This is a genomic window from Quadrisphaera granulorum, from assembly GCF_003149145.1.
Lineage (GTDB): Bacteria > Actinomycetota > Actinomycetes > Actinomycetales > Quadrisphaeraceae > Quadrisphaera > Quadrisphaera granulorum.
This window is the reverse complement of record NZ_QGDQ01000014.1, coordinates 13,564-38,532: the sequence shown is the minus strand read 5'-3', so window position 1 is coordinate 38,532 and position 24,969 is coordinate 13,564. Positions and strand designations below refer to the sequence as shown.

At 74.0% G+C, this 24,969-nt stretch carries 25 protein-coding genes; 8 read left to right on the top strand and 17 right to left on the bottom strand.

Annotated elements, in window-relative coordinates; all coding sequences use genetic code 11:
* The first annotated feature begins 124 nt into the window (after window positions 1-124).
* Window positions 125-952, top strand: coding sequence for a PAC2 family protein (locus tag BXY45_RS12100; RefSeq protein WP_109774828.1), 828 nt, complete (start codon window positions 125-127; stop codon window positions 950-952).
* Between the two features lie 131 nt (window positions 953-1,083).
* On the opposite strand, the gene mshC is transcribed toward BXY45_RS12100, so the two are convergent.
* The 4 genes from mshC to BXY45_RS12080 are packed head-to-tail and all read right to left on the bottom strand — an operon-like array spanning window position 1,084 to window position 4,622.
* Window positions 1,084-2,358 carry a cysteine--1-D-myo-inosityl 2-amino-2-deoxy-alpha-D-glucopyranoside ligase gene (mshC, locus tag BXY45_RS12095; protein WP_109774762.1) on the bottom strand — a complete coding sequence of 425 codons (1,275 nt, stop codon included), beginning with the start codon at window positions 2,356-2,358 and terminating at the stop codon, window positions 1,084-1,086.
* A 51-nt stretch (window positions 2,359-2,409) separates the two neighbouring features.
* Window positions 2,410-3,267, bottom strand: a complete 858-nt coding sequence (locus BXY45_RS12090) for an SCO1664 family protein (RefSeq protein ID WP_425468324.1) — start codon at window positions 3,265-3,267, stop codon at window positions 2,410-2,412.
* Window positions 3,264-3,827, bottom strand: a complete 564-nt coding sequence (locus BXY45_RS12085; protein ID WP_109774761.1) for a DUF3090 domain-containing protein — start codon at window positions 3,825-3,827, stop codon at window positions 3,264-3,266. The genes BXY45_RS12090 and BXY45_RS12085 overlap by 4 nt, the downstream gene beginning before the upstream one ends.
* Window positions 3,828-3,848: 21 nt before the next feature.
* On the bottom strand, window positions 3,849-4,622 hold the full coding sequence (locus BXY45_RS12080) for a histidine phosphatase family protein (RefSeq protein WP_109774760.1): 774 nt from the start codon (window positions 4,620-4,622) through the stop codon (window positions 3,849-3,851).
* Window positions 4,623-4,750: 128 nt separating this feature from the next.
* Here BXY45_RS12080 and BXY45_RS12075 point away from each other — a divergent pair, with 128 nt between their 5' ends.
* The gene (locus BXY45_RS12075; protein ID WP_211319510.1) at window positions 4,751-5,737 is read left to right on the top strand and encodes a magnesium and cobalt transport protein CorA; all 987 of its coding nucleotides are present in this window, start codon (window positions 4,751-4,753) and stop codon (window positions 5,735-5,737) included.
* On the opposite strand, the gene BXY45_RS12070 is transcribed toward BXY45_RS12075, so the two are convergent.
* On the bottom strand, window positions 5,715-6,770 hold the full coding sequence (locus BXY45_RS12070) for an LLM class flavin-dependent oxidoreductase (RefSeq protein ID WP_109774758.1): 1,056 nt from the start codon (window positions 6,768-6,770) through the stop codon (window positions 5,715-5,717). The genes BXY45_RS12075 and BXY45_RS12070 overlap by 23 nt on opposite strands.
* A gap of 112 nt (window positions 6,771-6,882) precedes the next feature.
* On the opposite strand from BXY45_RS12070, the gene BXY45_RS12065 reads away from it, so the two are divergent.
* Window positions 6,883-7,818, top strand: a complete 936-nt coding sequence (locus tag BXY45_RS12065; protein ID WP_109774757.1) for an aldo/keto reductase — start codon at window positions 6,883-6,885, stop codon at window positions 7,816-7,818.
* Window positions 7,819-7,862: 44 nt separating this feature from the next.
* On the opposite strand, the gene BXY45_RS23285 is transcribed toward BXY45_RS12065, so the two are convergent.
* Window positions 7,863-8,183, bottom strand: a complete 321-nt coding sequence (locus BXY45_RS23285) for a primosomal protein (protein ID WP_109774756.1) — start codon at window positions 8,181-8,183, stop codon at window positions 7,863-7,865.
* Window positions 8,184-8,219: 36 nt separating this feature from the next.
* On the opposite strand from BXY45_RS23285, the gene BXY45_RS12055 reads away from it, so the two are divergent.
* Window positions 8,220-8,456, top strand: a complete 237-nt coding sequence (locus BXY45_RS12055; RefSeq protein WP_109774826.1) for a DUF5703 family protein — start codon at window positions 8,220-8,222, stop codon at window positions 8,454-8,456.
* A 54-nt stretch (window positions 8,457-8,510) separates the two neighbouring features.
* Here BXY45_RS12055 and BXY45_RS12050 read toward each other — a convergent pair whose 3' ends face one another.
* The 4 genes from BXY45_RS12050 to BXY45_RS12030 all read right to left on the bottom strand — a co-directional run bounded on the left by BXY45_RS12050 (window position 8,511) and on the right by BXY45_RS12030 (window position 13,919).
* Window positions 8,511-9,929 carry a M20/M25/M40 family metallo-hydrolase gene (locus BXY45_RS12050; RefSeq protein WP_109774825.1) on the bottom strand — a complete coding sequence of 473 codons (1,419 nt, stop codon included), beginning with the start codon at window positions 9,927-9,929 and terminating at the stop codon, window positions 8,511-8,513.
* Window positions 9,930-9,979: 50 nt separating this feature from the next.
* Entirely contained in the window at window positions 9,980-11,989 is a 2,010-nt protein-coding gene (locus BXY45_RS12045) for a hypothetical protein (protein ID WP_146211174.1), read from the bottom strand.
* A gap of 155 nt (window positions 11,990-12,144) precedes the next feature.
* On the bottom strand, window positions 12,145-12,861 hold the full coding sequence (locus BXY45_RS12035; RefSeq protein WP_218566923.1) for an HAD family hydrolase: 717 nt from the start codon (window positions 12,859-12,861) through the stop codon (window positions 12,145-12,147).
* Window positions 12,858-13,919, bottom strand: coding sequence for a HoxN/HupN/NixA family nickel/cobalt transporter (locus tag BXY45_RS12030; protein WP_109774752.1), 1,062 nt, complete (start codon window positions 13,917-13,919; stop codon window positions 12,858-12,860). Before BXY45_RS12030 ends, BXY45_RS12035 begins: the two co-directional genes overlap by 4 nt.
* A gap of 74 nt (window positions 13,920-13,993) precedes the next feature.
* Between BXY45_RS12030 and BXY45_RS12025 the strand changes: the two genes are divergently transcribed.
* Window positions 13,994-14,398, top strand: coding sequence for an ArsR/SmtB family transcription factor (locus BXY45_RS12025; RefSeq protein WP_211319509.1), 405 nt, complete (start codon window positions 13,994-13,996; stop codon window positions 14,396-14,398).
* Between the two features lie 429 nt (window positions 14,399-14,827).
* On the opposite strand, the gene BXY45_RS12020 is transcribed toward BXY45_RS12025, so the two are convergent.
* The 3 genes from BXY45_RS12020 to BXY45_RS12010 all read right to left on the bottom strand — a co-directional run bounded on the left by BXY45_RS12020 (window position 14,828) and on the right by BXY45_RS12010 (window position 17,055).
* A complete protein-coding gene (locus tag BXY45_RS12020; protein ID WP_170131475.1) occupies window positions 14,828-15,457 on the bottom strand; it encodes a copper resistance CopC family protein in 630 nt (209 codons plus the stop codon).
* 56 nt (window positions 15,458-15,513) lie between these two features.
* Window positions 15,514-16,296, bottom strand: coding sequence for a YcnI family copper-binding membrane protein (locus BXY45_RS12015; protein WP_211319508.1), 783 nt, complete (start codon window positions 16,294-16,296; stop codon window positions 15,514-15,516).
* A gap of 72 nt (window positions 16,297-16,368) precedes the next feature.
* Entirely contained in the window at window positions 16,369-17,055 is a 687-nt protein-coding gene (locus tag BXY45_RS12010) for a hypothetical protein (protein WP_109774750.1), read from the bottom strand.
* Between the two features lie 198 nt (window positions 17,056-17,253).
* Here BXY45_RS12010 and BXY45_RS12005 point away from each other — a divergent pair, with 198 nt between their 5' ends.
* The gene (locus BXY45_RS12005) at window positions 17,254-18,318 is read left to right on the top strand and encodes an FUSC family protein (RefSeq protein ID WP_146211173.1); all 1,065 of its coding nucleotides are present in this window, start codon (window positions 17,254-17,256) and stop codon (window positions 18,316-18,318) included.
* Between the two features lie 7 nt (window positions 18,319-18,325).
* Here BXY45_RS12005 and BXY45_RS12000 read toward each other — a convergent pair whose 3' ends face one another.
* The gene (locus BXY45_RS12000; RefSeq protein ID WP_342799551.1) at window positions 18,326-19,024 is read right to left on the bottom strand and encodes a TetR/AcrR family transcriptional regulator C-terminal domain-containing protein; all 699 of its coding nucleotides are present in this window, start codon (window positions 19,022-19,024) and stop codon (window positions 18,326-18,328) included.
* A gap of 308 nt (window positions 19,025-19,332) precedes the next feature.
* Here BXY45_RS12000 and BXY45_RS11995 point away from each other — a divergent pair, with 308 nt between their 5' ends.
* Both BXY45_RS11995 and aqpZ read left to right on the top strand, forming a co-directional pair.
* Window positions 19,333-19,791, top strand: coding sequence for an Asp23/Gls24 family envelope stress response protein (locus tag BXY45_RS11995; RefSeq protein WP_170131474.1), 459 nt, complete (start codon window positions 19,333-19,335; stop codon window positions 19,789-19,791).
* Between the two features lie 122 nt (window positions 19,792-19,913).
* Complete coding sequence (aqpZ, locus tag BXY45_RS11990; RefSeq protein WP_109774746.1) at window positions 19,914-20,642, top strand: aquaporin Z; 729 nt, start codon at window positions 19,914-19,916, stop codon at window positions 20,640-20,642.
* 115 nt (window positions 20,643-20,757) lie between these two features.
* On the opposite strand, the gene treS is transcribed toward aqpZ, so the two are convergent.
* From treS to BXY45_RS11975, 3 genes are all read right to left on the bottom strand, one after another.
* Window positions 20,758-23,016 (bottom strand): maltose alpha-D-glucosyltransferase, encoded by a 2,259-nt coding sequence (treS, locus tag BXY45_RS11985; RefSeq protein WP_109774822.1) that lies wholly within the window; start codon window positions 23,014-23,016, stop codon window positions 20,758-20,760.
* 1,083 nt (window positions 23,017-24,099) lie between these two features.
* Complete coding sequence (locus tag BXY45_RS11980) at window positions 24,100-24,516, bottom strand: hypothetical protein (RefSeq protein ID WP_109774745.1); 417 nt, start codon at window positions 24,514-24,516, stop codon at window positions 24,100-24,102.
* A 10-nt stretch (window positions 24,517-24,526) separates the two neighbouring features.
* Window positions 24,527-24,700, bottom strand: coding sequence for a CsbD family protein (locus BXY45_RS11975; RefSeq protein ID WP_109774744.1), 174 nt, complete (start codon window positions 24,698-24,700; stop codon window positions 24,527-24,529).
* Window positions 24,701-24,969: the final 269 nt, after the last annotated feature.

Genomic DNA, 24,969 nt, shown 5'->3' with positions numbered 1-24,969 from the left:
CGCCTGCCGCCTCCACCTGCGGGGCGAGGCCACGCCTAGGCTGGCCGCGTGGCGCCCGTGAGACGAAGGGCGCCGACGGGAGGGACACGTGGCAGCTGAAGAGCACCCGCTCGCCGAGCCGGTGATGCTCGCGGCGTTCGAGGGTTGGAACGACGCCGGCGAGGCGGCCAGCGGCGCGCTCGACCACCTGCGCCGCGTCTGGGGCGCGGAGCTGGTCGCGGAACTCGATCCCGAGGAGTACCACGACTTCCAGGTCAACCGACCTCAGGTGTCACTCGACGACGACGGGAAGCGCAGCATCAGCTGGCCCACGACGCGGATCTTTGCGGCCACCGCTCCCGTGAGCGGACGCACCGTGGTGCTCGTCCACGGCATCGAGCCGTCGATGCGGTGGCGGCGCTACACCGGCGAGCTGCTCGAGCACGCCCGCAACCTCGGCGTCGAGACGGTGATCACCATGGGGGCACTGCTCGCCGATGTCCCGCACACGCGCCCCATCCCGGTCTCCTCGACCACCGACGACACCGAGCTCCTGCGCCGCCTGTCGCTGGAGCGCTCCACCTACGAAGGGCCCACCGGCATCGTCGGTGTCGTCTCCGAGGCCGCCGCCAGCGCCGGGCTGCCGTCGCTGTCGCTGTGGGCCGCGGTGCCGCACTACGTGGGCCAGTCGCCCTCACCGAAGGCCGTGCTCGCACTGCTGGGGCGCATCGAGGAGGTGCTCGGCGAGGCGGTGCCCCTGGGCGACCTCACCGACGACGCCCGCGCGTGGGAGCACGGCGTCGACGAGCTCGCCGGTGAAGACGCCGAGATCGGCGAGTACGTCCGTCAGCTCGAAGAGGCCAAGGACACCGCCGACCTGCCCGAGGCCACCGGCGAGGCGATCGCCCGGGAGTTCGAGCGGTACCTGCGCCGACGACCCGACGAGGGCAAGGACGGCCTCACCGGCCTCTGAGGCCGATAGAAGCCCGACGGTCCGCGCCAGTTCCGCCCGCCGTGGCGGAGAACAGGGTCAGGAACGCGCCTGATCTGTCCCTGTTCTCCGCCACCGGAACAACCGGGGCCACATCCGGGGCGAGCAGTCCGTCAGAGGGTGATGCCCAGGAGGGCGTCGACGGCGTCCGCGACGAGGTCCGCGCGCTGACCGCCCGCACCCTGACTGCCCGTGCTCCCCGGCGCCGCCAGGACGGTGGAGGCCCACGCGTCGAGGACGGCGAGAGCGCCGGGGGCGTCGAGGTCCTCCCGCAGGCGGGCGCGCAGGTCCGCGAGCACCGCGAGCTGGCCGGCGTCGTCGTCCTCGCCGCCGACGGCGACAGCCGCGCGCCACCGCACGAGGCGCGCCACGGCGTCGTCGAGGCCGGCCTGCGTCCACGACCAGTCGGAGCGGTAGTGGTGGGCGAGCACCGCCAGGCGGATCGCGGCGGGCTCCACCCCGGCGGAGCGGAGCTTGGAGACGAGCACGAGGTTGCCCTTGGACTTGCTCATCTTCTCGCCGTCGAGCCCGACCATGCCGGCGTGCGCGTAGACGCGCGCGAACGGCGGGCCGTAGAGGACGGCGCCGTGGCTGGCGCTCATCTCGTGGTGGGGGAAGGCGAGGTCGGAGCCACCACCTTGCACGTCGAAGCCCGAGCCGAGGTCGTCGGCGGCGATGACGGTGCACTCCACGTGCCAGCCCGGGCGACCGGCGCCGAGGGTGCCGCCGTCCCAGTGGGGCTCGCCGTCGCGGGCGGCGCGCCACAGCAACGGGTCGAGCGGGTCGCGCTTGCCGGGGCGCTGCGGGTCTCCGCCGCGCTCGGCGGACAGGGCGAGCATCTGCTCGCGGGCCAGGTGGGCGACGGCGCCGAAGCCAGGGTCGGCGGAGAGGTCGGCGTAGACGTCTCCGTGTTCGCAGCCTGGTTCGGGCTCCACGGTGTACGCGGCGCCGCGGTTCAGCAGCGCGCGGACGCTGGCGGCGATCCGCGGGATCGCCTCGACCGCGCCGACCCACGCGTCGGGCGGCAGGACGCGCAGCGCCTCCATGTCGGTGGCGAACAGCTCCACCTGGGAGGCGGCCAGCTCGCGCCAGTCGACGCCGTCGCGGGTGGCGCGCTCGAGCAGCGGGTCATCGATGTCGGTGACGTTCTGCGCGTACCGCACCTGCAGGCCGGCGTCGCGCCAGGCGCGCTGCAGCAGGTCGAAGGCGAGGTAGGTGGCCGCGTGGCCGAGGTGCGTGGCGTCGTACGGGGTGATGCCGCACACGTAGAGGCGGGCCTTCGGACCGGGGGCTGCGACCTGCAACCGACCGGTGGAGGTGCCGTGCAGCTGCACGGGGCCGCCCCGTCCGGGGAGGTCGGGGACGGCGGGGGCTGACCAGGGACGCATCGCCCGCGACCCTACCCAGCGGTCGGCACCGCGAGTGACCCCTCCCTCCGGTCAGAAGGGGGGCCAGGGCAGGGCACGACCACCGGGCGGAGGCTTCGGGAAGCGCTGGCGCTCCAGCAGGCGCTCCACGCGCAGCTGCGCCGCCAGCACCTCGTCCTGCGTGATGAGTGGCGCGAGCGCGTCGGCGAGGTCGCTGTCGAGGGCCGCCGCCGTCGCCTCGAGCCGCACGATGACGTCTTCGGGCAGGGGCCGCCCGGCCCATCCCCACAGCACGGTGCGGAGCTTCGGGTCCTGGTGGAACGTCAGGCCGTGGTCGACCCCGTAGACCACCCCGTCGAGGCCGCGCAGCACGTGGCCGCCCTTGCGGTCGGCGTTGTTGACCACCGCGTCGAACGCCGCCATCCGCGCAAGGGCCGGGTCGTCGGCGTGCACGAGGCTGACCGCCTCCCCGCGGTAGCCCTCGCCCTGCACCACCGTGAGCCACCCGGGCGGCACGCGGGACGGCGGGACGACGTCGATGACGCCCGCGCCCGGCTCGGGCGTGCGCCCCGCGCCGTCGTCGTCGTGATCGTCGTCGGGCATGTCGGGTCCCGGCCCCACCCAGGCCTGCACCGACCCGGTGCCGAACTCCCCGCCGCGCAGCACGGTCGGGGGGACGACGCCCCACCCGCCGGCCGCCGACAGCAGCGACGCCGCGACCTCACGCCCGGCGAGGGTGCCGTCGGGGAAGTCCCACAGCGGGGCCTCGCCCGCGACGGGCTTGTAGACGCACGCCAGGGACCGCTCCCCCAGCCTCGCCCGCGCCAGCAGCGTGGTGTTGGAGGCGCCGAGCACCCGGCCGACGACCTCCAGCTCGCCCGTGGCGAGGATCGAGAGGACGTCTCCCTCGCCGTGCTGGGTGCTGCTCAGCGGCGGTACCCGTTCGCGCGCGGGCAGACGTGCCCGGCCGGGTCGAGGGGGTCTCCGCAGAACGGGCACGGCGGTCGGCCGGCGGCGACGACGGCGAGGGCCCGGCTGCAGAACGCCCGGGCGCTGGCGCCGGACAGGCTCACCCGCAGCAGGGAGCGCGGGTCGTCGTCGCCTCCGGCTGCCAGCGCGGCCTCGGCGTCGTCGTCCTCGCCGACCTCGAAGCACTCGATGACGACGAGCTGGCGGTCGCCGTCCCACGCGAGCGTCATGGTGCCGACGCGGAACTCCTCCTCGATGGGGGTGTCGAGGGGGGCGTCGTCGCGGGCGTCGGCGGGGGTCACCGCAGGAACCGGAGCGGCACCGCCGCTACGGCGGACCACCTCGTCGAGGAGCTCCTCCACCCGCTCCGCGAGCGCCGCGACCTGGGTCTTCTCCAGCGCCACCGACGTGAGGGCGGCCCCCGATCGCGCCTGGAGGAAGAAGGTGCGCGCCCCCGGCGGGCCCGTGGTGCCGGCCACGAACCGCTCCGGGGGGTCGTAGTCGAAGACCTGCCGGGGCATGGTGGCGAACCTACCTCCCGCTCAGCGACCGCCTCCTGCGCCACCGCCGATGACAGCGTCGGAGGACGGAACGGTGGGCTGGTCGCCGTCCTGCTCACCGTCCTGCCCGCCGGCTTGCTCGCCGGTGGTGGCCGGCTTCGGTGGGGGTGGCAGCAGGGAGGTGACGTCGCCGCCGGTGTCGTTGGTGCGCACCGCGAACGGGCGCAGCGGGGTGTACCTGACCACGGACACGGAGGCCGGGTCGACGACGATGCGCTGGAAGCCGTCCAGGTGCACGCCGAGGGCGTCGGCGAGCACGGCCTTGATGACGTCGCCGTGGCTCACGGCGGCCCAGACGGCGTCGGGCCCGTGCTCGGCGGCGACCTCCGCGTCGACCCGCCGCACGACGTCGAGGGCGCGCTGCTGCATCAGTCGCATCGGCTCACCCCCCGGGAAGACCACCGAGCTGGGGTGGGCCTGCACCGCGCCCCACAGCGGCTCCTTGAGGAGCTCCGCGATGGGGCGGCCGGTCCAGTCGCCGTAGTCGCACTCGGACAGGCCGTCGTCGGTGAGCAGCTCCGGTCGGGGCGTGCCCTCGGGTCCGGCGACGGCGAGCAGCGCCGCGGCCGTCTCCTGGCAACGCTGCAAGGGCGAGGACACCACGCGGACCAGCGGGAGCGGGGCGAGGCGCTGCGCGAGCGCGGCGACCTGGGCGCGGCCGGTCTCGTCGAGGGTGACGCCGGGGGTACGTCCGGCCAGCACACCGCCGGTGTTGGCGGCGGTGCGGCCGTGGCGGACCAGGAGGAGGACGGGCACGCCCCGACGCTACGGCAGCCCCGGCGGGCGACCCGCAGCAAGGCCACAGCGCCGCCTCAGGGCCACCTGAGTCCCGCCTGAGTCTGGATTCGGTGCCGATCTCAGGGCGCGCGGACGAGGATGCAGGGGTGATCGTGGGCACCTGGGTGTGGGACGCAGCCGGCCACCGGCAGGTCGCCGACTGGCAGAGCGCGCTGGAGGGCTGCCAGGCCGGCGGCGAGGGATTCGTGTGGATCGGCATGGACGAGCCCGACCCGGCCGAGCTGGAACGCCTGGCTGCGCAGCTGCACCTGCACCCGCTCGCCGTCGAGGACGCCGAGGTGGGCGGGCAACGCGCCAAGATCGACAGCTACGACGGCGACACGCTGCTCGTCGTCCTGAGGCCCCTGGAGTACGACGACGAGACGTCCAGCGTCGAGACCCGGGAGCTGACGCTCTTCGTGGGTCCGCACTACGTGGTGAGCGTGCGTCGCGGCGGCCACACGCCGCTGAAGAACGTGCGGTACTCCCTCGACGCGGCGCGCGGCCCCCTGCGCGCGACGTCGATGGGGGCGCTGCACGGGGTGCTGGACGCCGTGGTCGACCACTTCGTCGTCGTGGCCGACGCCCTCGGCGACGACCTCGACGACCTCGAGCGCCGCGTGTTCACCGCCGCCGGGGGCGAGGTCAGCGACGTCGACGCGGCGGAGATCTACCGGCTCAAGCGGGAGGTCTCCGAGGCGCGTCGGGCGGTGGCACCGCTGGTGGAGCCGGTGGCGTCGCTCGCGCGCGGGGAGGTGGGCAGCGTGACCAAGCGACTGCGGCCGTTCTTCGCCGACGTCCTCGATCACCTCGTCCGCACCGAGGACCGGGTGGAGAGCTACGAGCGGTCGCTCACGGACATCCTCAGCGTGCACCTGGCGCAGGTCTCGGTCCAGCAGAACGCCGACTCGCGCCGGATCTCCGCGTGGGCCGCGATGGCCCTGGTGCCCACGCTCATCGCCGGGATCTACGGCATGAACTTCACGCACATGCCCGAGCTCGCCTGGCGGTACGGGTACCCGTACGCGCTGGGCCTCATGGCGCTCGTGTGCGTGGTGCTCTGGCGGGCGTTCAAGCGGTCGGGCTGGTTGTAGGCGCCAGCGCGTCCAGCAGGGCCAGCCGCTCCTGCACCCGCTCGTGAAGGGTGGTGGCCATCGGGGCCACCGCAAGCGTGGTCACGCCGGCCGCGGCGTAGGCGCCCAGCCGTTCCCGCAGCTCGGCCGCCGTCCCCAGCAGGCATGCGGCGCGCAGGAGGTCGGTGGGGACGAGCGCCGCGGCGCGCGCGCGGTCGCCCGCGAGGTAGGCGTCCTGGACGGCGGCCGCCGCGGCGCCATGGCCCAGGCGCGCCGCCTGCTCGGCGTAGACGTTCTTCTCCCGGCTGCCCATGCCGCCCAGGTACAGCGCGGTGTGGGCGCGCAGCGGGGCGGCGACGGCGGGGTCGTCAAGGTCGGCCCCGGCCTCCACGAGCACCGCGGTGACGGTGGCGACGACGTCGAGCGGCCGATCCGCTCCCCCGGGCAGTTCGCAGCGCGCCCGGCCCCGCGCGAGCGCCTCCAGCTGCTCCCCGGCGGCCTCGGGCACGAGGAACGCCGGCAGCCACCCGTCCGCGATCTCCCCTGCCAGCTCGACGTTCTTCGGGCCGACGGCCGCCAGCAGCACCGGCAGGTCGGGCCGCGGCGCCGGCAGCGCCAGCCGGAGCCGGGAGGAGCCGTGCAGACCGGGCTCGCGGGCCAACGCCCGGCGCACGTCGGCGACGTAGGCGCGGGTTCGGGCCAGCGGCGCCGCGAACTGCACCCCGTGCCACCCCTGGGAGACCTGCGGACCCGAGACGCCCAGCCCCAGCCGGAACCTGCCGCCGGAGATCCCGTCGAGCGTGGCAGCGGTCATCGCGGTGGCCGCGGCGCTGCGCGCCGGCACCTGCAGCACCGCGCTGCCCAGGCCGATCGAGCGAGTCTGCCCCGCCAGCCACGACAGCACGCTCACCGCGTCGGAGCCGTACGCCTCGCTGGCCCACACCGACTCGAACCCCCGCTGTTCGGCGCGCTGCACCAGTGCCAGCGCGTCGGCGGCCTGCTCGCCGACCGGACGGTCGGACCCGAAGTACCCCAGCGACAGCGCCAGCCTCATGCGCGCCGACCCTAGACCGACGCGCAGGGCGCCCCAGCGGCCCAACTCACCCGGGACCCAACTCACCCGGGACCCAGCACGGAGCGTCACCGGGCTCCAGTACGTTGCCGCGGTGGAACAGCGCACCGTCGGCAGGTCCGGGCTGCGCGTCTCGTCCCTCGGCCTGGGCACCATGGGGTGGGGAGGCGACGGGATCACCGACGCCGACGAGGCGCGCGACCTGCTCGTCCCCTTCGTCGAGGCCGGGGGCACGCTGGTCGACACCGCCGACGTCTACGGCGGTGGCACCGCCGAGCAGCTGCTCGGGGAACTCCTCGACGACGTCGTCCTCCGCGACGACGTCGTGCTCGTCGCCAAGTCCGGGCGTGGGCGCCGTCCGGGGCCGGACACCTCCGCGCGGGCCCTGCTGTCGGGCCTGGACGCGTCGCTGCGCCGCCTCGGCACCGACCACGTGGACGTGTGGATGGTGCACACCTGGGACCCCGCCACACCGCCGGAGGAGGTGGCGGCCGCCCTCGCCCTCGCCGTCAGCAGCGGGAGGGTCCGCTACGCCGGCGTCGGCGACCACTCCGGCTGGCAGATCGCGACGGCCGCGGCGGCGGCGCGCTCCGCCGGCCAGCCGCTCGTGGCTGCCGGCTGCGAGCTGTCCGTGCTTGCGGGAGACCACGCCGACGTGCTGCCCGCCGCCGCCCACCACGGGCTCGGCGTGCTCGCCTGGGCACCGCTGGGGCGCGGCGTGCTCACCGGCAAGTACCGCACCAGCACCCCGTCGGACTCCCGCGGTGCCTCCGAGCACCTCGCGGCGTGGGTCCAGCCCTACCTCGGCCCCGGCCCGCGTCGCGTCGCCCAGGCCGTCGCCACTGCCGCCGACGGCCTCGGCGTCGCCCCCCTGGAGGTGGCGCTCGCGTGGGTCCGCGACCACCCCGGGGTCGCCAGCGCCGTGGTCGGCGCACGCACCCCGGGCCAGCTGCTCGGCAGCCTCGCGGCCACCGAGCTCGAGCTCCCCGCAGAGATCCGCGCGGTGCTCGACGAGCTCAGCGCCGGCTGAGGCGCTTCGACCGGCTCAGCGCCGGCTGAGGCGCTTCGACCGGCTCAGCGCCGGCTGAGGCCCCCGGCGGCGTCCGCGCCGTCGTCGAGGTCGTCGTCCTCGGGGGTCTCGTCGTCGAGGTCGTCGTCGTCCTCGTCGAGGTCGTCCTCGTCGTCGAGGTCGTCGTCCTCGAAGAGCTCGAACGGCGTCACCTCGTCGTAGGCGGCGTAGAGCGCCTCCTCGTAGACCTCGAAGGCATCAGCCAGGGCCGAGTAGGCGTCCTGGACCGCCGGGTCTTCCTCACCGCGCCGCCGCTGGGCCGCTGCCAGGTGGGCCTCCAGCGCAGCGACGAGTCGGTCGAGGGCCGCGCGCGGATCGGTCGCCATAGCCCGAACGGTAGCGGGTGGGCATCATGGGTGGTGATGGAGCAGATCCCCTCGCCCCGAGCCAGCGGCCGCCGACCCGGCCGGTCCGACGTCGAGTACGAGTACCGCACGATCACCATGTCGCGCGAGACCACCCGCAGCGAGGCGCGACGGCTCATCACCGAGGCCGCCGAGCACGGCCACTGGGAGCTGACCCGGGTGCGCCTCTACCTCGGCGGACGACGCCAGGTGCAGCTCCGCCGACGCATCGTCAGAGTGGTCCGACCAGGCTGATGACCTGCTGAGCAGCCGTTGACCAGCTGCTGATCAGCACGTTCGGCTTGCCGCTCAAGAGGCGGCGATGAACCGCTGCAGCACCCTCGTGCCGAAGCGGAGCGCGTCCAGCGGCACCCGCTCGTCGACGCCGTGGAACAGCCCCGCGAAGTCGAGGCCCGCCGGCAGCCGCAGCGGCGCGAAGCCATATCCGGGGATGCCCAGCCGACTGAACGACTTGTTGTCGGTGCCGCCGGACAGGCAGTACGGCAGCACCCGGGCGGTCGGGTCTTCCGCGAGGAGCGCCTCCACCATCCTGTCGACCAGGGGCACCTCGAAGTCGGTCTCCAGCGCGACGTCGCGGTGCACGTCCTGCACCTCGACGCCCTCGCCTGCCAGCTCCCGGATGGTCTCCACCAGGCGCTCCTCGTGCCCGGGCAGGAAGCGGCAGTCGAGCAGGGCCGTCGCCGAGCCCGGGATGACGTTGTGCTTGTAGCCGGCCTCGAGCACCGTCGGGTTGGCGGTGTCGCGCAGCGTCGCACCGACCCAGCGGGCCGTCGTCCCGAGCTGGTCGAGGAGCCGGTGGTGGCTGGCTGGGTCGTCGACGTCGAACTCGACACCGGTGATGTCGGTGACGCCGTCGAGGAAGCGGCGCACGGTGGGGGTGACATCGATGGGCCACGGGTGCGCGCCGATGCGGGCGACCGCCTCGCAGAGTCGGGTGACGGCGTTGTCGGTGTTGACCTGGCTACCGTGACCGGCGCGGCCGTGGGCCACCAGCCGCAGCCAAGCGATGCCCTTCTCCGCGGTCTGCAGCAGGTAGGCGCGCTGCCCGGCGGTCCCGCCGGCGCCGCCGATGGTGGTGGAGAACCCGCCGACCTCGCTGACAGCGGCGGTGACGCCCTCGAACAGGCCGGGGTGGTGGTCGACCAGCCAGCGGGCGCCCTGGACGCCCCCGGCCTCCTCGTCGGCCATGAACGCCAGCACGAGGTCGCGCGGGGGCCGCTCGCCGCGGCGGACCCGGTCGCGCACCACCGCGAGGAGCATCGCGTCCATGTCCTTCATGTCCACCGCACCGCGGCCCCAGAGGAACTCCTGCTCCGGCGTCTCGGGGTCGGCGGTGGTCGCGGTGGTGATCTCGCCGGAGAAGGGGTGGACGCTCCAGTCCTGGGCGCGAGCGGGGACGACGTCGAGGTGCCCGTGCAACAGGAGCGCCCCCCGCTCCGCGGTGCCGGCGGGGTCACCCTCGACCCTCACGACGACGCTCGCGCGCCCGGGCTCGCTCTCGAAGATCTGCGGCTCCAGGCCGACCTCGGCGAGCAGCTCCGCGACGAGCTCGGCAGCGGCCCGTTCACCAGGGCCCGACCCGTCACCGGGGTTGGTGGTGTCGAGGCGCAGCAGGTCGCGGCAGATGTCCACGACCTCCCGCTGCGGGTCAGGCTGCGGGTCGTGCTGACGGGTGGTCGACGAGCTGTGCTGCGGGACGGCGCTCACGGCACCCACCGTACGCAGCGGCCCGGCGCAGGCTCAGCCCGGCGGGAGGATCAGGCAGCGCCCTTCGGCGTTCCCAGCACGCACATGACGAGCGTGCCGTCGGCCGCGGTCTGCTCCTCCAGCACACGGCCGTCGGCGTCCTTGATGCGGCACCCGACGCTGCCGTTGCCCTTGTCGCCCAGGGCGCTGACGGCGACGTACCAGCCCGGCCAGTCCTTCGAGCCAGCCATCGTCTGGCTGTAGGTGGAGCCGAGGTCGGTGCGCTCCTCGCGGGAGTCGGCGGTGCCGAGCTCGACGTAGGTCTCCTTGGCGGTGCCGAAGACCTCGTAGGTGACATCGCCGGTGGGGATGAGGGCGGCGGCGGGATCGGAGGACACCGCGGACGCGGCCGGAGACGACGGCGACGCCGCCGGGGCTGCGGGCGCAGCGTTGCTCGGCTCTGCGCTGGCGCTGGCCGGCGGGGCGGCGGCGCCCTGGGCGGTGTCATCCGAGGCGGCGCTGGGCGAGGTCCCACCGGTCGCGGTGTCGGCGGCGGGCGGCGTGGTGCTGCTCCCCGGGGGCTTCTCCGCGGACGTCAGGGAGGTCCCGTCGGTGAGTGGGGAGGAGTAGACCCCGACGACGACGGCGGCGACCAGCGCCCCCGCCGCTGCGAGCAGGCCAACGGGCACGCCGAGGGCTCGGCGCTGGTGCCAGTGGCGCCCGGCGGCAGCACCAGCGCTGGTCGCGTGGCCCGGGGCCTTGGGGTGGTTCGGAGAGCTGGGGCCGGACGGGGCACCCGCGCGCCCCGTGGTCCGTGCGCTCCGGCTGGTCTGCCTTGTCGACTTGGTCGACTTGGCTGGCTTGGTCGACCCGATCGGCCCCGCCGACCGGGCGGAGGCGCGGCCTCGGCCCTGGCTGCGCTCGGCACGACCCGTCGTGGGCGACGGTGCTGTGCTCGACGGTGCTGTGGCCGACGCTGCTGGGGTCGCCACGGTGGGTGTGGCCGGGGTCGCCGTGGTGGGCGCCAGGACCGTCGCACGCAGCGCGGCGACGTCGGCGGCGGTCAGGGCGGCGGTCGCGCCCGCCCACGGGAGCAGCGGCGGCGGCGCAGCAGCGAGCCCGGCGGTGGGGACCACCACCGACGTGCGGTCGGCGGGATCCGCAGCGGTGCGCCCCGGCGCGGGAGGCGGCACCGGGGCCGTCGGGATGGCGGCGGCCCGGGCGCGGACCTCGGCCTCGACCTGCGCGGCGGGCGGCGGCGGGGGCAGCTCCTGCGTGGCGGGCACGCCGGCGGCGGGCCTGGCCACCGGGCTGATCTGAGGGCGGGTGGGGGGGCTGGTCAGGGGGTCGTCCAGGAGCCCTGCGGGCGGCTCGCCGAACAGCGGCCCGGTGGCGGGGCGGCGTGAGCGACGGGTCGCGACCGGCTCGGTGACCCAACAGGGCTCGCGACGGCTCGTGGGTGTCGTCGGCGGGAGGGGTGCCGGCGTCGGCGTTGGTGTCGGCGTGGGCGTCGGCGGGAACAGCGTCGCCGGGGTCGCCGTCGTCGTCGTCCCCACCACGGGCAGCGGACCCGAGATCTCCGGGGCCGACCGACGCCGGGGGACGTACACGGACGCCGCCGCGCCGGCGGACGGCGAGGCCGGCGCCCCCGCGGCCGGGGTGACCGGCGGGGTGAGGGCGTCGAGGTGCTCGGTGAGGGCGCGGGCCAGCGCACGGGTCAGCGGGGCGGGCCGGGAGATGGCGCTGGCGGTGCGGGGGTCCTCGAGGGCCGGCGAGGTGCGCCAGGCGGCCGTGTCGGAGGCCTGGACGGCGGCTTCGTCGAGGACGGTCGGGCGGCGCAGCGCGGCGCGGTCGCGGCGGCTGGGCAGCGGGGTCCCCAGCGGCGGAGTGGCCTGCGCCGACGTGCTGGGCGGCGGGGTCACCGCGGGTCCGCCGCCGGCCGGCGTGACGAAGGGGTCGTGGGGGGCGGCTGGGACGTTCGCGGCCCCGGCTGCGTGCCCGGGGGCCCGTCGCCCGGCGCTCGAGCGCTCTTCGCGCAGCGCGCGCCGGCGCTCACCGCCCTCGTCGGTCTGACCCACCACGGTCCCCAGTCTGGCGTAGCAGGACGGCGCTGTCCGGCGATGAGAAGAACTCACCGAAGCCGCTGCGGCGCGTCGCCACCACGACAGCGGCGGCGTGTCCCATCATGCCCGCCCCTCGGGATCCGCTGAGGGTGACCCAGCGGACGTCGTCGCCGTCAGCCGCGAGCGACACCCAGGAGAGCCGGGAGCTCGTGCATCGCGGAGAACGTCGTGGAGGCACCGAGCGCGCGCAGGGCCTCCGGGGTGCTGCTCGCCGGTCCACCCGGGCAGTACCCGAACACCGTGGCGCCGGCCGCGACGCCCGCACGCACCCCGGCCGGGGAGTCCTCCACGACCGCACAACGGCGCGGGTCGACCCCGAGCACCTGCGCGGCCTGCAGGTAGACGTCGGGGGCGGGCTTGGTGCGCGGCAGCTCCAGGCCGCTGAAGAGACGATCTCCGAACCACCGCGCCAACCCCGTGGTGTCGAGCTGGAGCTGGACCTTGGGTCGGTCGGCACCCGACGCGCACGCGATGCGCTCGCCGTAGGCGTCGGCCACGGCCGCGAGGACCTCCGCGACGCCGTCGACGGCCTGCACCCGCACGGCCAGCTGCTCGCTGCGGCGGCGGCGGAACTCCGCGATCCACGCGTCGTCGATGCGCACGCCCGTGTGCTGCTCGATGAGGTCGGCCTGGTCGGCCACCGCCACCCCGATGAAGCGCCGCATCGACTCCTCGGGCTCCAGGTGCCAGCCGAGGTCTCCCAGCATGACCCGCAGCACCTCGTTGGTGATCGGCTCGGAGTCGACGAGGACGCCGTCGCAGTCGAAGAGCACCGCCTCGAACGGGGTGCTGGGCGGGGTCGGCAGGCCATCGCTGACGTCGGGGCTCACGCTCGGGCACGCTTCCATGCGACGGCGGACACCGCGAACACCACGGCGAACAGCCCGGCGAGCACGAAGCCGGCGTGCTCGGTCTCCAGGGACGTCAGGGCACCGACGAGACCACCGCTGATGCCGAGCTCCTCGCTGAGCAGAGCGGCCGCAGCGAGCGCGCCCACGAGCAGCCCGGACGCGATACCCACCCCCGTGACCAGCAGGTTGTAGGTCACTTTGCGCGCGGGATCCTCCTGCGCCGCCGTGTACATCTTGAGCATCACGAGGCCGTTGACGGTGTCGCCCAGGGTCATGGCGGCGGTGAACAGCAGCGGCAGGCACAGCAGCGACACCAGCGGCGCCCCGGCCAGCGCGGCCCCCGCGGTGAGCACGAGCACGCCGATCTGGCTCGAGGTGTCGAAGCCCAGGGAGAAGAGGAACCCGATGACGTACACGTGCCAGGGGTGCCGGATGCGGCGCAGGGGCGCGGTCATGAGCATCGCGGCCGGACCGCGCGGGGTGAGGGCGTCGGGCGGCACGACGAGGTGGGGGTCTCGTCGGAGCGCGCCGCGTAGCTTCCAGGCCTGGGTGAAGGTCGCCAGGTTGGCCACCGCCACGAGCACGAGGTAGAGCCCCGAGACGGACACCCCGATCACCCCGAGCACGTGGGCCGCGCCGGAGGAGTCATCGAGAGCGGTGCGGATGAAGCCCGCCCCGGCGATGACGAGGATCCCGGTGAGGATCACCACCGTGGAGTGCCCGAGGGAGAAGGCCAGACCCACCGACGCCGGGCTGCGCCCCTCGGCCACGAACTTGCGGGTCGAGTTGTCGATCATCGCGACGTGGTCGAAGTCGAAGGCATGCACCAGCCCACGCAGATAGGCCGTGGCCGCGAGCGCCACGGTGACAGCCCCCGCCGTCCCCGAGACGACCCCGAGGGTCAGCAGCGACAGCCCCACCAGGTGCAGGACGACGACGACGGCGAGCGCGGCACCGACGCGCCGCCGGAACGGCAGCGCCGCCCTGCCGCTGGAGGTGAGCAGCGTGTGCCGGTTGACCGTGGTGGCGGCGCTCATGGGGGGATGCTAGGACCAGCTGGTTCGCAAGAGGTGTGTGCCCGCACACATGACCTCGACGTAGGGATGGGGTGGTGACCGTGGTCGAGCAGGCGGTGCCGCCCGAGGCGGCTCGCGTAGCCCCGCCAGGAGAGGCGGCGGCCCTGCCGCTGGAGCAGACGGCGCGCGAGGCGGTGGCCTCGGCGCGCACCGGGATGCCCCGGGCGCTGGCGCGCTTCGCCGCACTGTCCGACCCGACGCGCCTGGAGCTGCTCGTGGCCATCCACGCCGCGCCCGGTGCGCCCGTGAAGGTGCTGGCAGCAGCCACCGGCCTGACCCCGAACACCACCACGCAGGCCCTGGCCGCGCTGCGCGCCTGCGGCCTGGTGGAACGCGTGCGCGACGGGCGCCTCAGCCGGTGGCACCTCGCCGACGACACCGCGCACGAGCTGCTACACCAGCTCGGCGCCGGGCACTCCCCGCTGCATCCGGAGCACTGACGCTCCTCGCCACGCCCGCCGGCCACTTCGTGATCATGGACGTTGTGCGCGAGGGGCTCTGGGCGCTCGTGGGTTGGGGACGCTGGACCCCGGTGGGGACGGACAGACCCGGCTACGGCCGCCCACACCGGGGCGGCGCGTCCCCACCGGGACGGAGCGTCCCCAACAGGACTGCCGCTCGGGCCGCCGAGGCCGTCGATGGGGTGCACCGCCGCACATCGATCGTCACGGCGAGCCGATCTTGGCGATCGATCGGGTCCCCACGCAGGGAAGGTCCGATCGATCGCCAAGATCAGCGTGCCGACAGATAGCGACCGTCAACCGCACGCCGACTCGGCCCGGCCACGGGCTGAGTTGACGGCTGGTTCGGCGGCGGAGTAGGCGTCCAGGTCGGCGGTGGTGGCCGAGTCCCCATGATCACGGACGAGATCAGCGGCGACGGCGCAGCGCCGTCCCCACCCCGGCCGCCAGGGCCAGCGCCAGCACCGCAACACCCGCGAGCACCCAGCCTTGTGGGCCGGAGGAGGACGCCGCGCCCGCCGGGACGTCGTCGTCGACCGCCGGCGAGCTGCTCGGTGACGCGGGCGACGCAGTGGCAGGCGCGGCATTCGTCGACGAGCTGCTGGGCGGGCTTGTCGACGGCGCGGGAGCCGACGCCGTGTACGTGAGTTCCCCCGAGACCGGATGGCCGTCGGACGACGTCACCCGCCACTCCACGCGGTACTGCCCGGCCGGGAGGTCACCGGCCAGGTCCTCCGTGACGGTGCGATCGACGACGCGCGGGTCGCCGGAGGAAACGACGGCGCCGTCGGGTCCAGTCACGACCACCTTCGCTCCCAGCCCGATCGGCGGTGCGCTGAAAGTCAGCACCACCGACGTGGGAGCGATGTCCAGCACGGCGCCGTCGGCGGGAGCCGACGACTCGAGCCTGTCGTGCGCCTGCGCAGGCAGCGCCGGGATCAGCACGAGGAGCAGCGCCGAGGTCAGAGCTGGGAGCAGAAGCGCGAGCGCCGCCGGGAGGCGGGGACGCGGGCGCGTGGCCCGTTCCTGATCCGTCACTGCCTGATCCGTCAATGCACGACCCGTCACTGCCTGATCCGTCACTGCCTGATCCGTCACTGCCCCACCGCCGTGGGGCGACGGCGCAGCAGCGACACCGCGAGAGCGGCCGCCCCGAGCACGGCGCCCGTCGCACCGAGCCACGTGCCGGCACTTCCGCTGGACATGCCGGCGCCAGCCGTGCCGCTGGTGCCAGCCGAGCTGTCAGCTGCTGCGGTGGCGTCGGCGCCGTGCTGGTGGCCGCCGTCGCCGGCAGCGGCCGTGGTGGTGAAGGAGGGGGCGGGGTACTCGGGCTCCGCACCGTTGGACGGGACGGGCTGGTCCCAGGCCACGACACTGCCGTCGGAGTAGGTCTGCGTGGCGGGCAGCTCCACGGTGGTTCCCGCAGCAGGCAACGCCCCCAGAGAGACGGGAAACTGCTCGAACTGGCCGGGGGCGATGCCACCGCCCTGCGCGGTCCACGTGATGGTGCGGGGCGCGGTGGTGAGCGTCGTCCCCTCCACCACCACCGGCTCCGGCAGCGGGGCATCGGTGACCTGCACCGACCACCCGGGCACGGGCTGCACGGCGGCGTAGGTGAAGGGGTGATCGGTGGGCAGCGTGAGCTCCACCTTGGTGGTGCTGGCGGTGTCCGACTCGGTCGGCACCCGGACGGTGACCAGGGCGTAGCTGCCCGCGGTGGTGGTGTCGGGGGTGACGTGGACGTGGGCGGACGCCGCGGCGACGGGCACGAGCAGCAACCCCGCCGCGAGGGCTCCCGTCGCGGTGGCGCGGCGGAACAGCAGGCGGGCAGGGATCAGTGCGGAGGGCAGGGCAGAAGGCAGGGACGTCGAGGACACGAAGGACTCCAGGGGTGCGGCCGCTCAGCGGCTGGTGGGGGTGGCTCGAGTCCGGCCGCACCCGCGCACGGGTCAGCCGGCGGCCAGCACCGGGGGCCCGCGCCGCCGCACACCGCGCAGCACGCACAGAGGTCGCCGGGCGACGACGACGGCGCCGCCGGGTGCCAGCTGTCGCCGCGGCAGCACGGGCAGCACCACGGCGACGACGACGGCGACCAGCGGCGCCAACCAGGCGCACAGCGCCCACAGGGCGTCCTCGCCACGGCTGTAGACCAGCGCCAAGGCCACCGCGACGGCGCAGTGCGCCAGCAGCATGGCCGAGTCGGCGGTGGTCGGGCCGCCGAGCCACAGCGTCGGCGGGGCAGCGGGCGCGAGCTCCCCCAGGCCGTGGACGAGGGTGGGGTGACCGCCGTGCGCGGCGATGTCGAGGGGCTGCAGCGACGACAGGGGCTGGCCCTGCGGGGCGTGGGAGCCCCAGGCACTGGTGTGGGCGGGCGCGGCGGGGGCGAGACGCTCCAACAGGGCGTGCAGCACCACCTGGCTGGCGGTCAGCAACCCCGCGGCGGCGCCCGCGGGGAGTCTCCATCGGGTCGCCGCTGCGCAGCAGATCGCCACCGCGGCGGCCAGGGCCGCCATCGCCGGTGCCGAGGGGAGGTGACCTCCGCCGAGGGCGTGCCCGGCTGCCGACAGTCCCACGACGAACAAGGCCAGCACCGCCGACCGCAGCACGCGCAGCGCGCCGCGGTCGGGGGAGATCACCCCCCTACGCTACCGACGGTGACGCACGGCGCGGAGCGGTCCGCGCTTGAACAGCACCGGCGGCGCGCAGGTGGGGACCCAGCGTGGACCCAGCGCAGCTGCGGTGGAGATGCGCAGGGAGATGTGGAGGTCAGGGATGACGGAGGCGGTGTCGGCGTGATGCGCGACCACGGGGAGCCGTCGCGGACGAAAGCCGTGATGCGATCCCTCGTCCAGCACACCCCGCAGTCCGGAACGCTGCCCGCCGCGCTGCGCGTCGGCGTGACCGTGGCGTTACCCCTGGCGCTCCTCGTGGCCACTGGACGCACGGAGCTGGCGCTCTACGCCACCTTCGGAGCCTTCGCGGCGGTGTACGGACGGCGCCCTGACGGCTCGGCAGACCCCCGAGTGCAGGTCCGCATGGCCGTCGTCATGGTCTCGTCGGTGGCTACCGGCGTGGTCGTCGCCGCCAGCGATGCGCGCACCTGGCTGGGGGTCGTGGCCACAGCAGTGTGGGCGGCCCTGGCGACGTACCTGTCGCAGCGGCAGGGATGGCGCCCTCCGGGGCCGTTGTTCGTCGTCTTCGCCGTGGGCGCGTGCTCGGCGGTGCCGGTGGCCTCGGCCGGCGAGATCGGCGTGGCCGTGGCCACCGCCGCGGCGACGGCCACGTTCGGGGTGCTGCTGACCGTTGCGTCGGGGCCGCTGATTCGGCGGATCGAGCATGAGCGGCGACGTCGCAGGGACGGTCGACGGGATGCGTCCGCGGGACCGGCGGCCCACGGCGCCACCCCGATCCCCCCACCACCGGTGCCGGCGCGGCAGCGTCGCCTGGATGTGACCGGCAGCGCGGCTGCCGCCGGCCTGGCCGGAGCCGCGGGGGCCGCGCTCACGGGAGACCACCCGTACTGGGCCTCCGTCGCGGCGGTGGCCCCACTGTCAGCGGCCACGCCCTCGTCGCGGCTTCTCAAGGCGATGCACCGCGTGCTCGGCACCGTCGGCGGGTTGGTCGTGGCAGGCGTGCTGCTCAGCCTGCCGCTGGGCAGCGCCGGCACGGTGGCCGTCACCGCTGTCCTGCAGGTGCTGGCGGAGCTACTGATCGTGCGGCACTACGGAGCCGCGATGCTGGTCATCACCCCGCTCGCGCTGATCGTGGGGCAGCTCGCACACCCGCGACCGGTGATGGCGCTGCTGGCCGACCGCGGCGTGGAGACGCTGCTGGGCGTGGCGGTCGCCGTCGTCGTCGTCCTGCTCACCAGACCACGGGAGCCCACCCCGGCGAGGTGACGGCTGATCAGGCGCCGCTTCCGGCGACGATCTGGATCGTGATCCTGTCGATGAGGCTCTCCAGGGACTCCTCGAACTCCTGAAGAGAGTTGTCGTCGGCGAGCAGCGCGCTGAGGCGCTCGATGGTCGGGGCATCCGAGAGGCCGTTCGCAGGTTCCTCCTCCTCGACGAGGTCCAGCGGTCCGAGGGCGGCACCCCGCTGGGACACCTCCAGCAGCAGGTTGCCGAGCAGGAAGCTCGTGAAGGCGCGGTAGACGGCCACGGCCTGCTCGTCGTCGAAGCCCTCGGCGAGCAGCCCGGCCAAGAAGGTCTCGACCCAGCGGATCGAACGCAGCGGAGGCCGCAGCCAGGGCGCCTCGGGTGGCGTGGACGCGATGAGGGGGAACGCCCGGGGGTGGGCGATGGCCATCCGGCGGACGCCGTGCGCCATGCGCTGGAGGAAGTCCTGCCAGCCGTGCTCGGGCGTGCGCAGCACGTCGAGGTCCCCGTCGAGCTCGATGACGAGGGCGTCAACGACGCCGTCGAGGAGGTCTTCGCGGCCGGGCACATAGCGGTACAGGGACATGGCCTCGACGCCGAGGCGGGCGCCCAGCCGGCGCATCGTCAGGGCTCCTATGCCCTCCTCGTCGATGAAGGCGAGCGCCGCCGAGAGGATCCGGCCACGGCTGAGCGGCACCCGCGCCGAGGGTGGCTCCTTGCCGCTGATGGCGAGCTCGTCGACGTCCGGGAGCTCGGGCTCGCCTGAAGGCTCCGGCCGGTCGCGCCCTGGTCCCCCGCTGATCGCCACCCGCAGAGGTTGGCACCGACGCGGGGCGATCGCAGGTCGGTGGGAGATCATTCGCTGGTCATTCTCGTCACACAGCGTCAGCCTTGCACTCTGCCAATTGCCCTGCGTGAGCAGCGGTGTCCCTAGCGTGAGGCTCCACCGAGTGGCGGGGTGCTTCTTACGGTGTAAGCCTCGTGCGGGGCAGTGATCCGGTCGTCATGGCGGCCACCGGAACTGCGAGGAGGGCCATGACCGACCTGTCAGCTCCGAGTGCGCCGGTGACGACCACACCGGCGGACGTCCGGGTCGCCGGCGCGACCACCACCACCGACGACGTCATCGCCACCGTGGCCGGTCTGGCCGCCCGCGACGTGCCCGGCGTCCACGACCTCGGCACGCGGACCCAGCGGGCCCTCGGCACGGTGGGGCAGCTGGTCCCGGGGCCGTCGTGGGCGGGGCCTCCGGGGGTGCAGGTCCAGGTGGGCGAGCGCGAGGCGCTGGTCGAGGTAAGCGTGGTCACCGAGCTGGGATGCAACGCGCCCGAGGTGGCCGCGCACGTCCGCAGGGCCGTGACGACGGCACTGCGCGACCTCGTCGGCCTGGAAGTCACCGCGGTGGACGTCGAGATCAGCGACGTCACGGAGGTCGCTGGGGTAGTTGACGTGGCTGACGTTGCTGGCCTCGCCGGATCGGGGCGCGCCACCTGACGGGTTCACGCGCGGTCCGCCCCCCGACCGCGCCACGATGCTGATCGACGACGGCGCGGGCACTGCCCGCGCCGTCCGCATGACGGAGCGCGGGTGAGACCCGCGGAGAGGAGCACAGGACCATGAGCTCGACGGTGCAGAAGGCTGGCGCCGAGTTCCTCGGCACGTTCTGGCTGGTGTTCGCAGGGTGCGGCTCGGCCGTGCTCGCCACGAGCGCCGCCCCCGGGGACACCGGGGCCCAGGTGGCGATCGGCTGGCTCGGAGTCGCCCTGGCGTTCGGCCTGGCGGTGACCACGGGCGCCTACGCGTTCGGCCACATCTCCGGCGGGCACTTCAACCCCGCCATCTCCCTGGGACTGGCCACCGCGGGGCGGCTGCCGTGGCGCGAGCTGCCGCTGTACGTGGTCTCCCAGCTGGTCGGCGCGGTCGCGGGAGCCGCGGCGCTGTTCGCGATCGCCAGCGGTCGAGCGGGCTTCGACGCCACCGGCGGGTTCGCCACCAACGGCTACGCCGACCGCTCCCCCGAGGGATACGGCCTCGCGGCGGCGCTGCTCATCGAGGTGGTGCTGACGGCCGTGTTCGTGCTCGTCGTGCTCGGCACCACCGGACCGAAGGGGGCTGTCGGCTTCGCGCCGCTGGCCATCGGCCTGACTCTCGTGGTGATCCACCTCATCTCGATCCCGGTCGACAACACCTCCGTCAACCCGGCCCGCTCCATCGCTCCGGCGCTGTTCGCCGGACCGGCGGCGCTCGGGCAGGTGTGGCTGTTCATCGTCGGGCCGCTGGTCGGGGGCGTACTGGCCGCATTCATCCACAAGGGCGTGCTGGCCCACCGCGAGGAGCGCGCCTGACCCCTCGTGATCACCCCCTCCGTGATCATGGGCGTCCGCCACCGTGGACAGGTGGCGGACGCCCATGATCACGACAGGAGAAGGTGGCGGAAGTCCATGATCACGGAGGGGAGAGTTAGCGAGAGGCGCGGCGCAGGTCCTCGTCGGGGGAGCCCGGGTCCTTGAGGATCAAGAAGAGGCCGCTGTAGGGGCTGAGCCAGACGCCGAAGCTCTGCAGGTCGTCCACCCAGCCGATCTCGCCGTCGTCGCGAGCGTCGATGACGGCCATCCGCGGCGTGAAGTGCTCCGAGCGCACGGTGCCCTCGATGCGCTCGCCGGTGAAGTTCAGCACCGTGACCTGCAGCCCGGCCGAACGGTTCGAGTCTCCGCCATCGAGGCGGTGCACCATGACGAGCATCCCCGGGTGGGCGACGGCGGGGACGTCGACCTGCGTCGCCGTCGCGATGTTGTACTTCGCGCGCAGCGCCAGCAGGCCCTTGAGCCGCGACGCGAACGACGTCTCGTCCTTCAACTGCGCCGGCAGCGCCCCGTAGAGCACCCGCGCCCGCGGCATGCCGCTCGCCGAGGCCGTGGCGTCGGGGGCGACGTCGAGCAGATCGTGCGCGCCGCGCTCGACCCAGCGCGTGTCACCGGTGTCCGTGAGGGCCGCCACCTGCTCGATCGGCACCGGGAGCGCGCCGACGAGGTCCCACCCGGACAGCGCGAACACCCCGGGCTGCCAGGCGTTGAACATCGCCAGCAGGAGGTGCGCCCGCCGGATCATCTCGACGTCGTCGTCGCCGATCGAATCCAGCGTCTTGTGACCGCGGGAAGCGGCGATCACCGAGGCGGTGGTGCACGCGATGCCGTTGGTGGTGAAGACGTGGTTGTAGTCAGCGGCGTCGCCGGTGATGCCGGCGAGCAGGTCGCCGCGGATGGCCTCGGCGAGCTCCGCGCCCGTGGTGGGCCGACCGCGGAAGACGTACTCGTCGTTCGTGTGCGCGGTGGCCCAGTGGACGAGCTCGTAGGTGAGCTCGTCGTGGTTCTGCATGCCGTGGACGAGGGAGGCCGGGTCGACACCGACCTCCAGCGACGTGTTCAGCGTCAGGCGCAGGAACTCCGTGTCACCGGTGACCAGGGCATGCTGATAGGCGGGGCGGTTGACGAAGTCGTAGGAGAGGTCGGCACCGACACGGCCGGTGTCGCGGATGTCCTCGATGCCGAGGTTGAGCTCCTGGAACGTGAACCCACCGACCTTGCGGACCGTGCTCGCGATGACGTGGTTGGAGGCCTCCGACAGCGGGTGGCCCTCCGACCAGCCCGGGGCTCCCTCGGCCGACTTCTCCACCCCCAGGAAGCCGTTGGCGTCCAGGCGCAGGGCACTCGTGCCCAGCTCGGCCAGGGAGTGCAGGGCGTCACCGATGACCAGGCGCATGCCCGCGAACGTCGGGTCGAGCCAGTTGATAGAGGGCTGGCCCTGCTTGAAGTAGTGCAGGTACACCCAGCGACGAACCTGCCCGTCCACGCCGGTGACCTCGGCGGTGGCACTCCAGTTGGTCTCCTTGATGCCCGGCTGGTAGAAGATCACGCGCTGCAGCGCGCCGATGATGTACCCAGCGTCGGCCAGACGGGCCTCGGTGATGGCGTCGAGGTTGACCGCGTCGCGGCCCGGGAGCACGTCGGGCAGCAGGTGCCAGTCCTCCCGGGGGATCTCCACCATGTGGTAGATGCCGGGGTAGTCACCGTGGCCCATCTCGGCCAGGCGGAAGTCAGCGCCCTTACCCGTGTGACCAGGAACGATGTCATCAATGACAGAGCCGCCGTGCGCGTCCGCCACCTCGCAGACCGCGCGGAACTCGTCTTCGGTGCCGAACAGCGGGTCGATCTGGGTGCTGATCCTGTCGAAGTGCCCGTCGACGCTGGGGGTCTCCTCCCAGCCGGTGATGCCGCCGGCCTTCTTCACCGGGCCGGTGTGGATGCCGTCGATGCCGATCTGCTCGAACGCGGTCCACAGGCGCTCGTCGGCGACCGACGCCAGGAACGACTCCCCCGGCCGCGTGATCAGCGAGATCGGGTAGGCGGTGAACCACACCGACGACGTCGAGACAGCCCGCCGCGCGTTCGGGCGGGCGTAGGGGTTACGCCACATCGCCGGGCTGCCGCTCAGCTGGCGGGACAGGCCCTCGGCGTCGGCGAGCATCGACTGCTGCACGAGCCACGCCACGTACGCCGGGTTGGTGCCGTCGGCGGTGCGACGGTGTGGGGCTCGGCGGCGGCGGGTGCCCAGTTGGGCCTGCGGGCGCAGACGGCGCGGGCGGGCGGGGTAGCGCGCTTCGTCGTAGGTGATCTCCGTGGGTTCGCCAGTGTCCTCGCTCGGGGCACCACCACTCGAGATGACCGTCGGGACGACGAGAGGCCGCGGGGCGACGACGACCTCCTCGCGCAGCACCCCCGCGAGCCCGGCCCCGGCGATGACGATGCGGGCGCGCTCCCACGGCCGCTGCTCCGCGAGGAACGGCAGCTCCTCGGCCTGCCACTCGTGCCAGAAGCGCGTGGCCTCCTCGCGCTCACCGTTGACGCCGAGGGAGACGTCCCTGTCGATGCCGAGCCGCTCGGCCTCGGCCGGCACGGACTGCACCCACAGCGACACGTCGACGTAGTCGGCCAGCTCACGGCGCCCGGCGCCGACGCCCTCGAGGAACAGCCACCGGGTGCCCTCGGGCACCTCGATGGCCCCCTCGCGACCGCGCTCGTCCCACGCCGGCGGGCGGAAGCTCACGGCCTGGCCATCACGGGCAGGCCGCAGCACCCCGTCGACGATGAGGTCGGTCCAATCGAAGAAGCCGTGATTCCAGGCGATGTCGTCGGTGCGGACCAGCACGCCACCCTCGACGGCGGCCAGCAGGCGGTCGGCCAGGGCTGACTTGCCACTGCCGCCACGACCGTCGACGGCGACGACGCGCGGCCGGTCCGGGGGCACGTCCGCCGAATGCTCCAGCAACGCGACCAGGCCGCTCAGCGGAACCTGCCGCCACGGACCGGCCAGCGGCTCACCGTCGGGCAGCACCACGCCGGTGGGCACCACCTGGGTGGCGTCGGAACTCGTCTCAGAGCTGCTCTCGGCGCTCGTGTCGGTCTGGGCCTGGTCGTCGGAGGGCACCGTCAGCACGGCTGACCACGCTACCCATGCGGGCCGCGGCTGGCGCGCGGAGATCTCGAGGTCCCGGGCCGGCTGCACCCGGATCGCTGTCGGCGGAGCACGTCAGGGCGAGTCCGGTGGTGTTGGGTGGGCAGGCTGATGTCCGGTGGGCAGGCTGATGCCCGGTTCTGGGCCCGGATGCGGACTGGAGACTCCCCACCGGACCTGAGCCTGCCCAGCAGAAGGGCGCTCGGCAGCTCGGGCAGCGCGACGCCCCGGCCGCGTGGGCGCGATCCGGGGCGACGGCGACGGCGGTGCGTGCTCGTGGAGGGACAGACCTCAGCGGGCGGGCGTTGTCCGCAGGAGACGGACGACGTCGGTCACGAACGCCGCGCGACGCGCGTCGGGGCCATCGAGGACGGCGACGACGTCGTCCTCCAGACGCGGCAGCTGATGCGGGGCCACCGGCTCACCGAGGCGTTCGGTGAGCCCGGCGTGGATGCGGCTGGGCCAGTCGCCCCCGAGCGCGAGCGCCAGCAGCTCCGGCACGCGGGAGTGCCGGCGACCACCGGGGTGACGCCACGGCTCGCTGACCGCGGCCAGCAGCTCCAGCTGCTCGTGCAGGTCCAGCGCGGTGAGCTCCGGGGAGGCGCTCACAGCGCTGACCAGGTGGTGCACGACAGGTTCAGCAGCGCCGCTCACGGCGACCGCGCCCAGCCCAGCAGCGGAGCTGCTCGGCGTCGTGGCTGTGCTCATGGCCGGGCTCTCAGCCCTTGACGGCGTCCTTGGCCTTCTCGACGTTCTGCCGCGCGGCGCCCATGGCCTGGTCCTTCTGTCCCTGGGCGGTGAGCTCCGGGTCGTCCGTGCGCTTGCCGACGGCCTCTTCGGCCTTGCCGACCACCTGCTGCACCGCGTTCTTGAGCTTGTCCGTCGTGGACATGTCAGCCTCCCTTGCTCGAAGGTCGCCGGCGAATACCGACCTCATCGACGCTAAGAACGCTGCTGCGGTTCCGCCCGGCCAGGCAGGCGCTGGCGGCTGAGGGTCTTCTCACACGGTCTCGGCTGGCGCGTTCGCCGCGCCGGTGGGCGAGCCCTCGATGTGGCGCGAAGGCGCTTGATCGTCGTCGTCCAGAGGGTGCAGACGCCGTTCGTGGGCGCTGTGTTCCGGCATACCTGGCCACACCGGAACACAACGTCCACGAACCGCCG

Coding starts and splice junctions, on each gene's coding strand:
- BXY45_RS12100 (WP_109774828.1), top strand. CDS start 125: ATGCTCGCGGCGTTCGAGGGTTGGAACGACGCCGGCGAGGCGGCCAGC.
- mshC (WP_109774762.1), bottom strand. CDS start 2,358: ATGCGTCCCTGGTCAGCCCCCGCCGTCCCCGACCTCCCCGGACGGGGC.
- BXY45_RS12085 (WP_109774761.1), bottom strand. CDS start 3,827: ATGCCCCGGCAGGTCTTCGACTACGACCCCCCGGAGCGGTTCGTGGCC.
- BXY45_RS12070 (WP_109774758.1), bottom strand. CDS start 6,770: ATGAGGCTGGCGCTGTCGCTGGGGTACTTCGGGTCCGACCGTCCGGTC.
- BXY45_RS23285 (WP_109774756.1), bottom strand. CDS start 8,183: ATGGCGACCGATCCGCGCGCGGCCCTCGACCGACTCGTCGCTGCGCTG.
- BXY45_RS12055 (WP_109774826.1), top strand. CDS start 8,220: ATGGAGCAGATCCCCTCGCCCCGAGCCAGCGGCCGCCGACCCGGCCGG.
- BXY45_RS12030 (WP_109774752.1), bottom strand. CDS start 13,919: ATGAGCGCCGCCACCACGGTCAACCGGCACACGCTGCTCACCTCCAGC.
- BXY45_RS12005 (WP_146211173.1), top strand. CDS start 17,254: ATGCGATCCCTCGTCCAGCACACCCCGCAGTCCGGAACGCTGCCCGCC.
- BXY45_RS11995 (WP_170131474.1), top strand. CDS start 19,333: ATGACCGACCTGTCAGCTCCGAGTGCGCCGGTGACGACCACACCGGCG.
- aqpZ (WP_109774746.1), top strand. CDS start 19,914: ATGAGCTCGACGGTGCAGAAGGCTGGCGCCGAGTTCCTCGGCACGTTC.
- BXY45_RS11980 (WP_109774745.1), bottom strand. CDS start 24,516: ATGAGCACAGCCACGACGCCGAGCAGCTCCGCTGCTGGGCTGGGCGCG.
- BXY45_RS11975 (WP_109774744.1), bottom strand. CDS start 24,700: ATGTCCACGACGGACAAGCTCAAGAACGCGGTGCAGCAGGTGGTCGGC.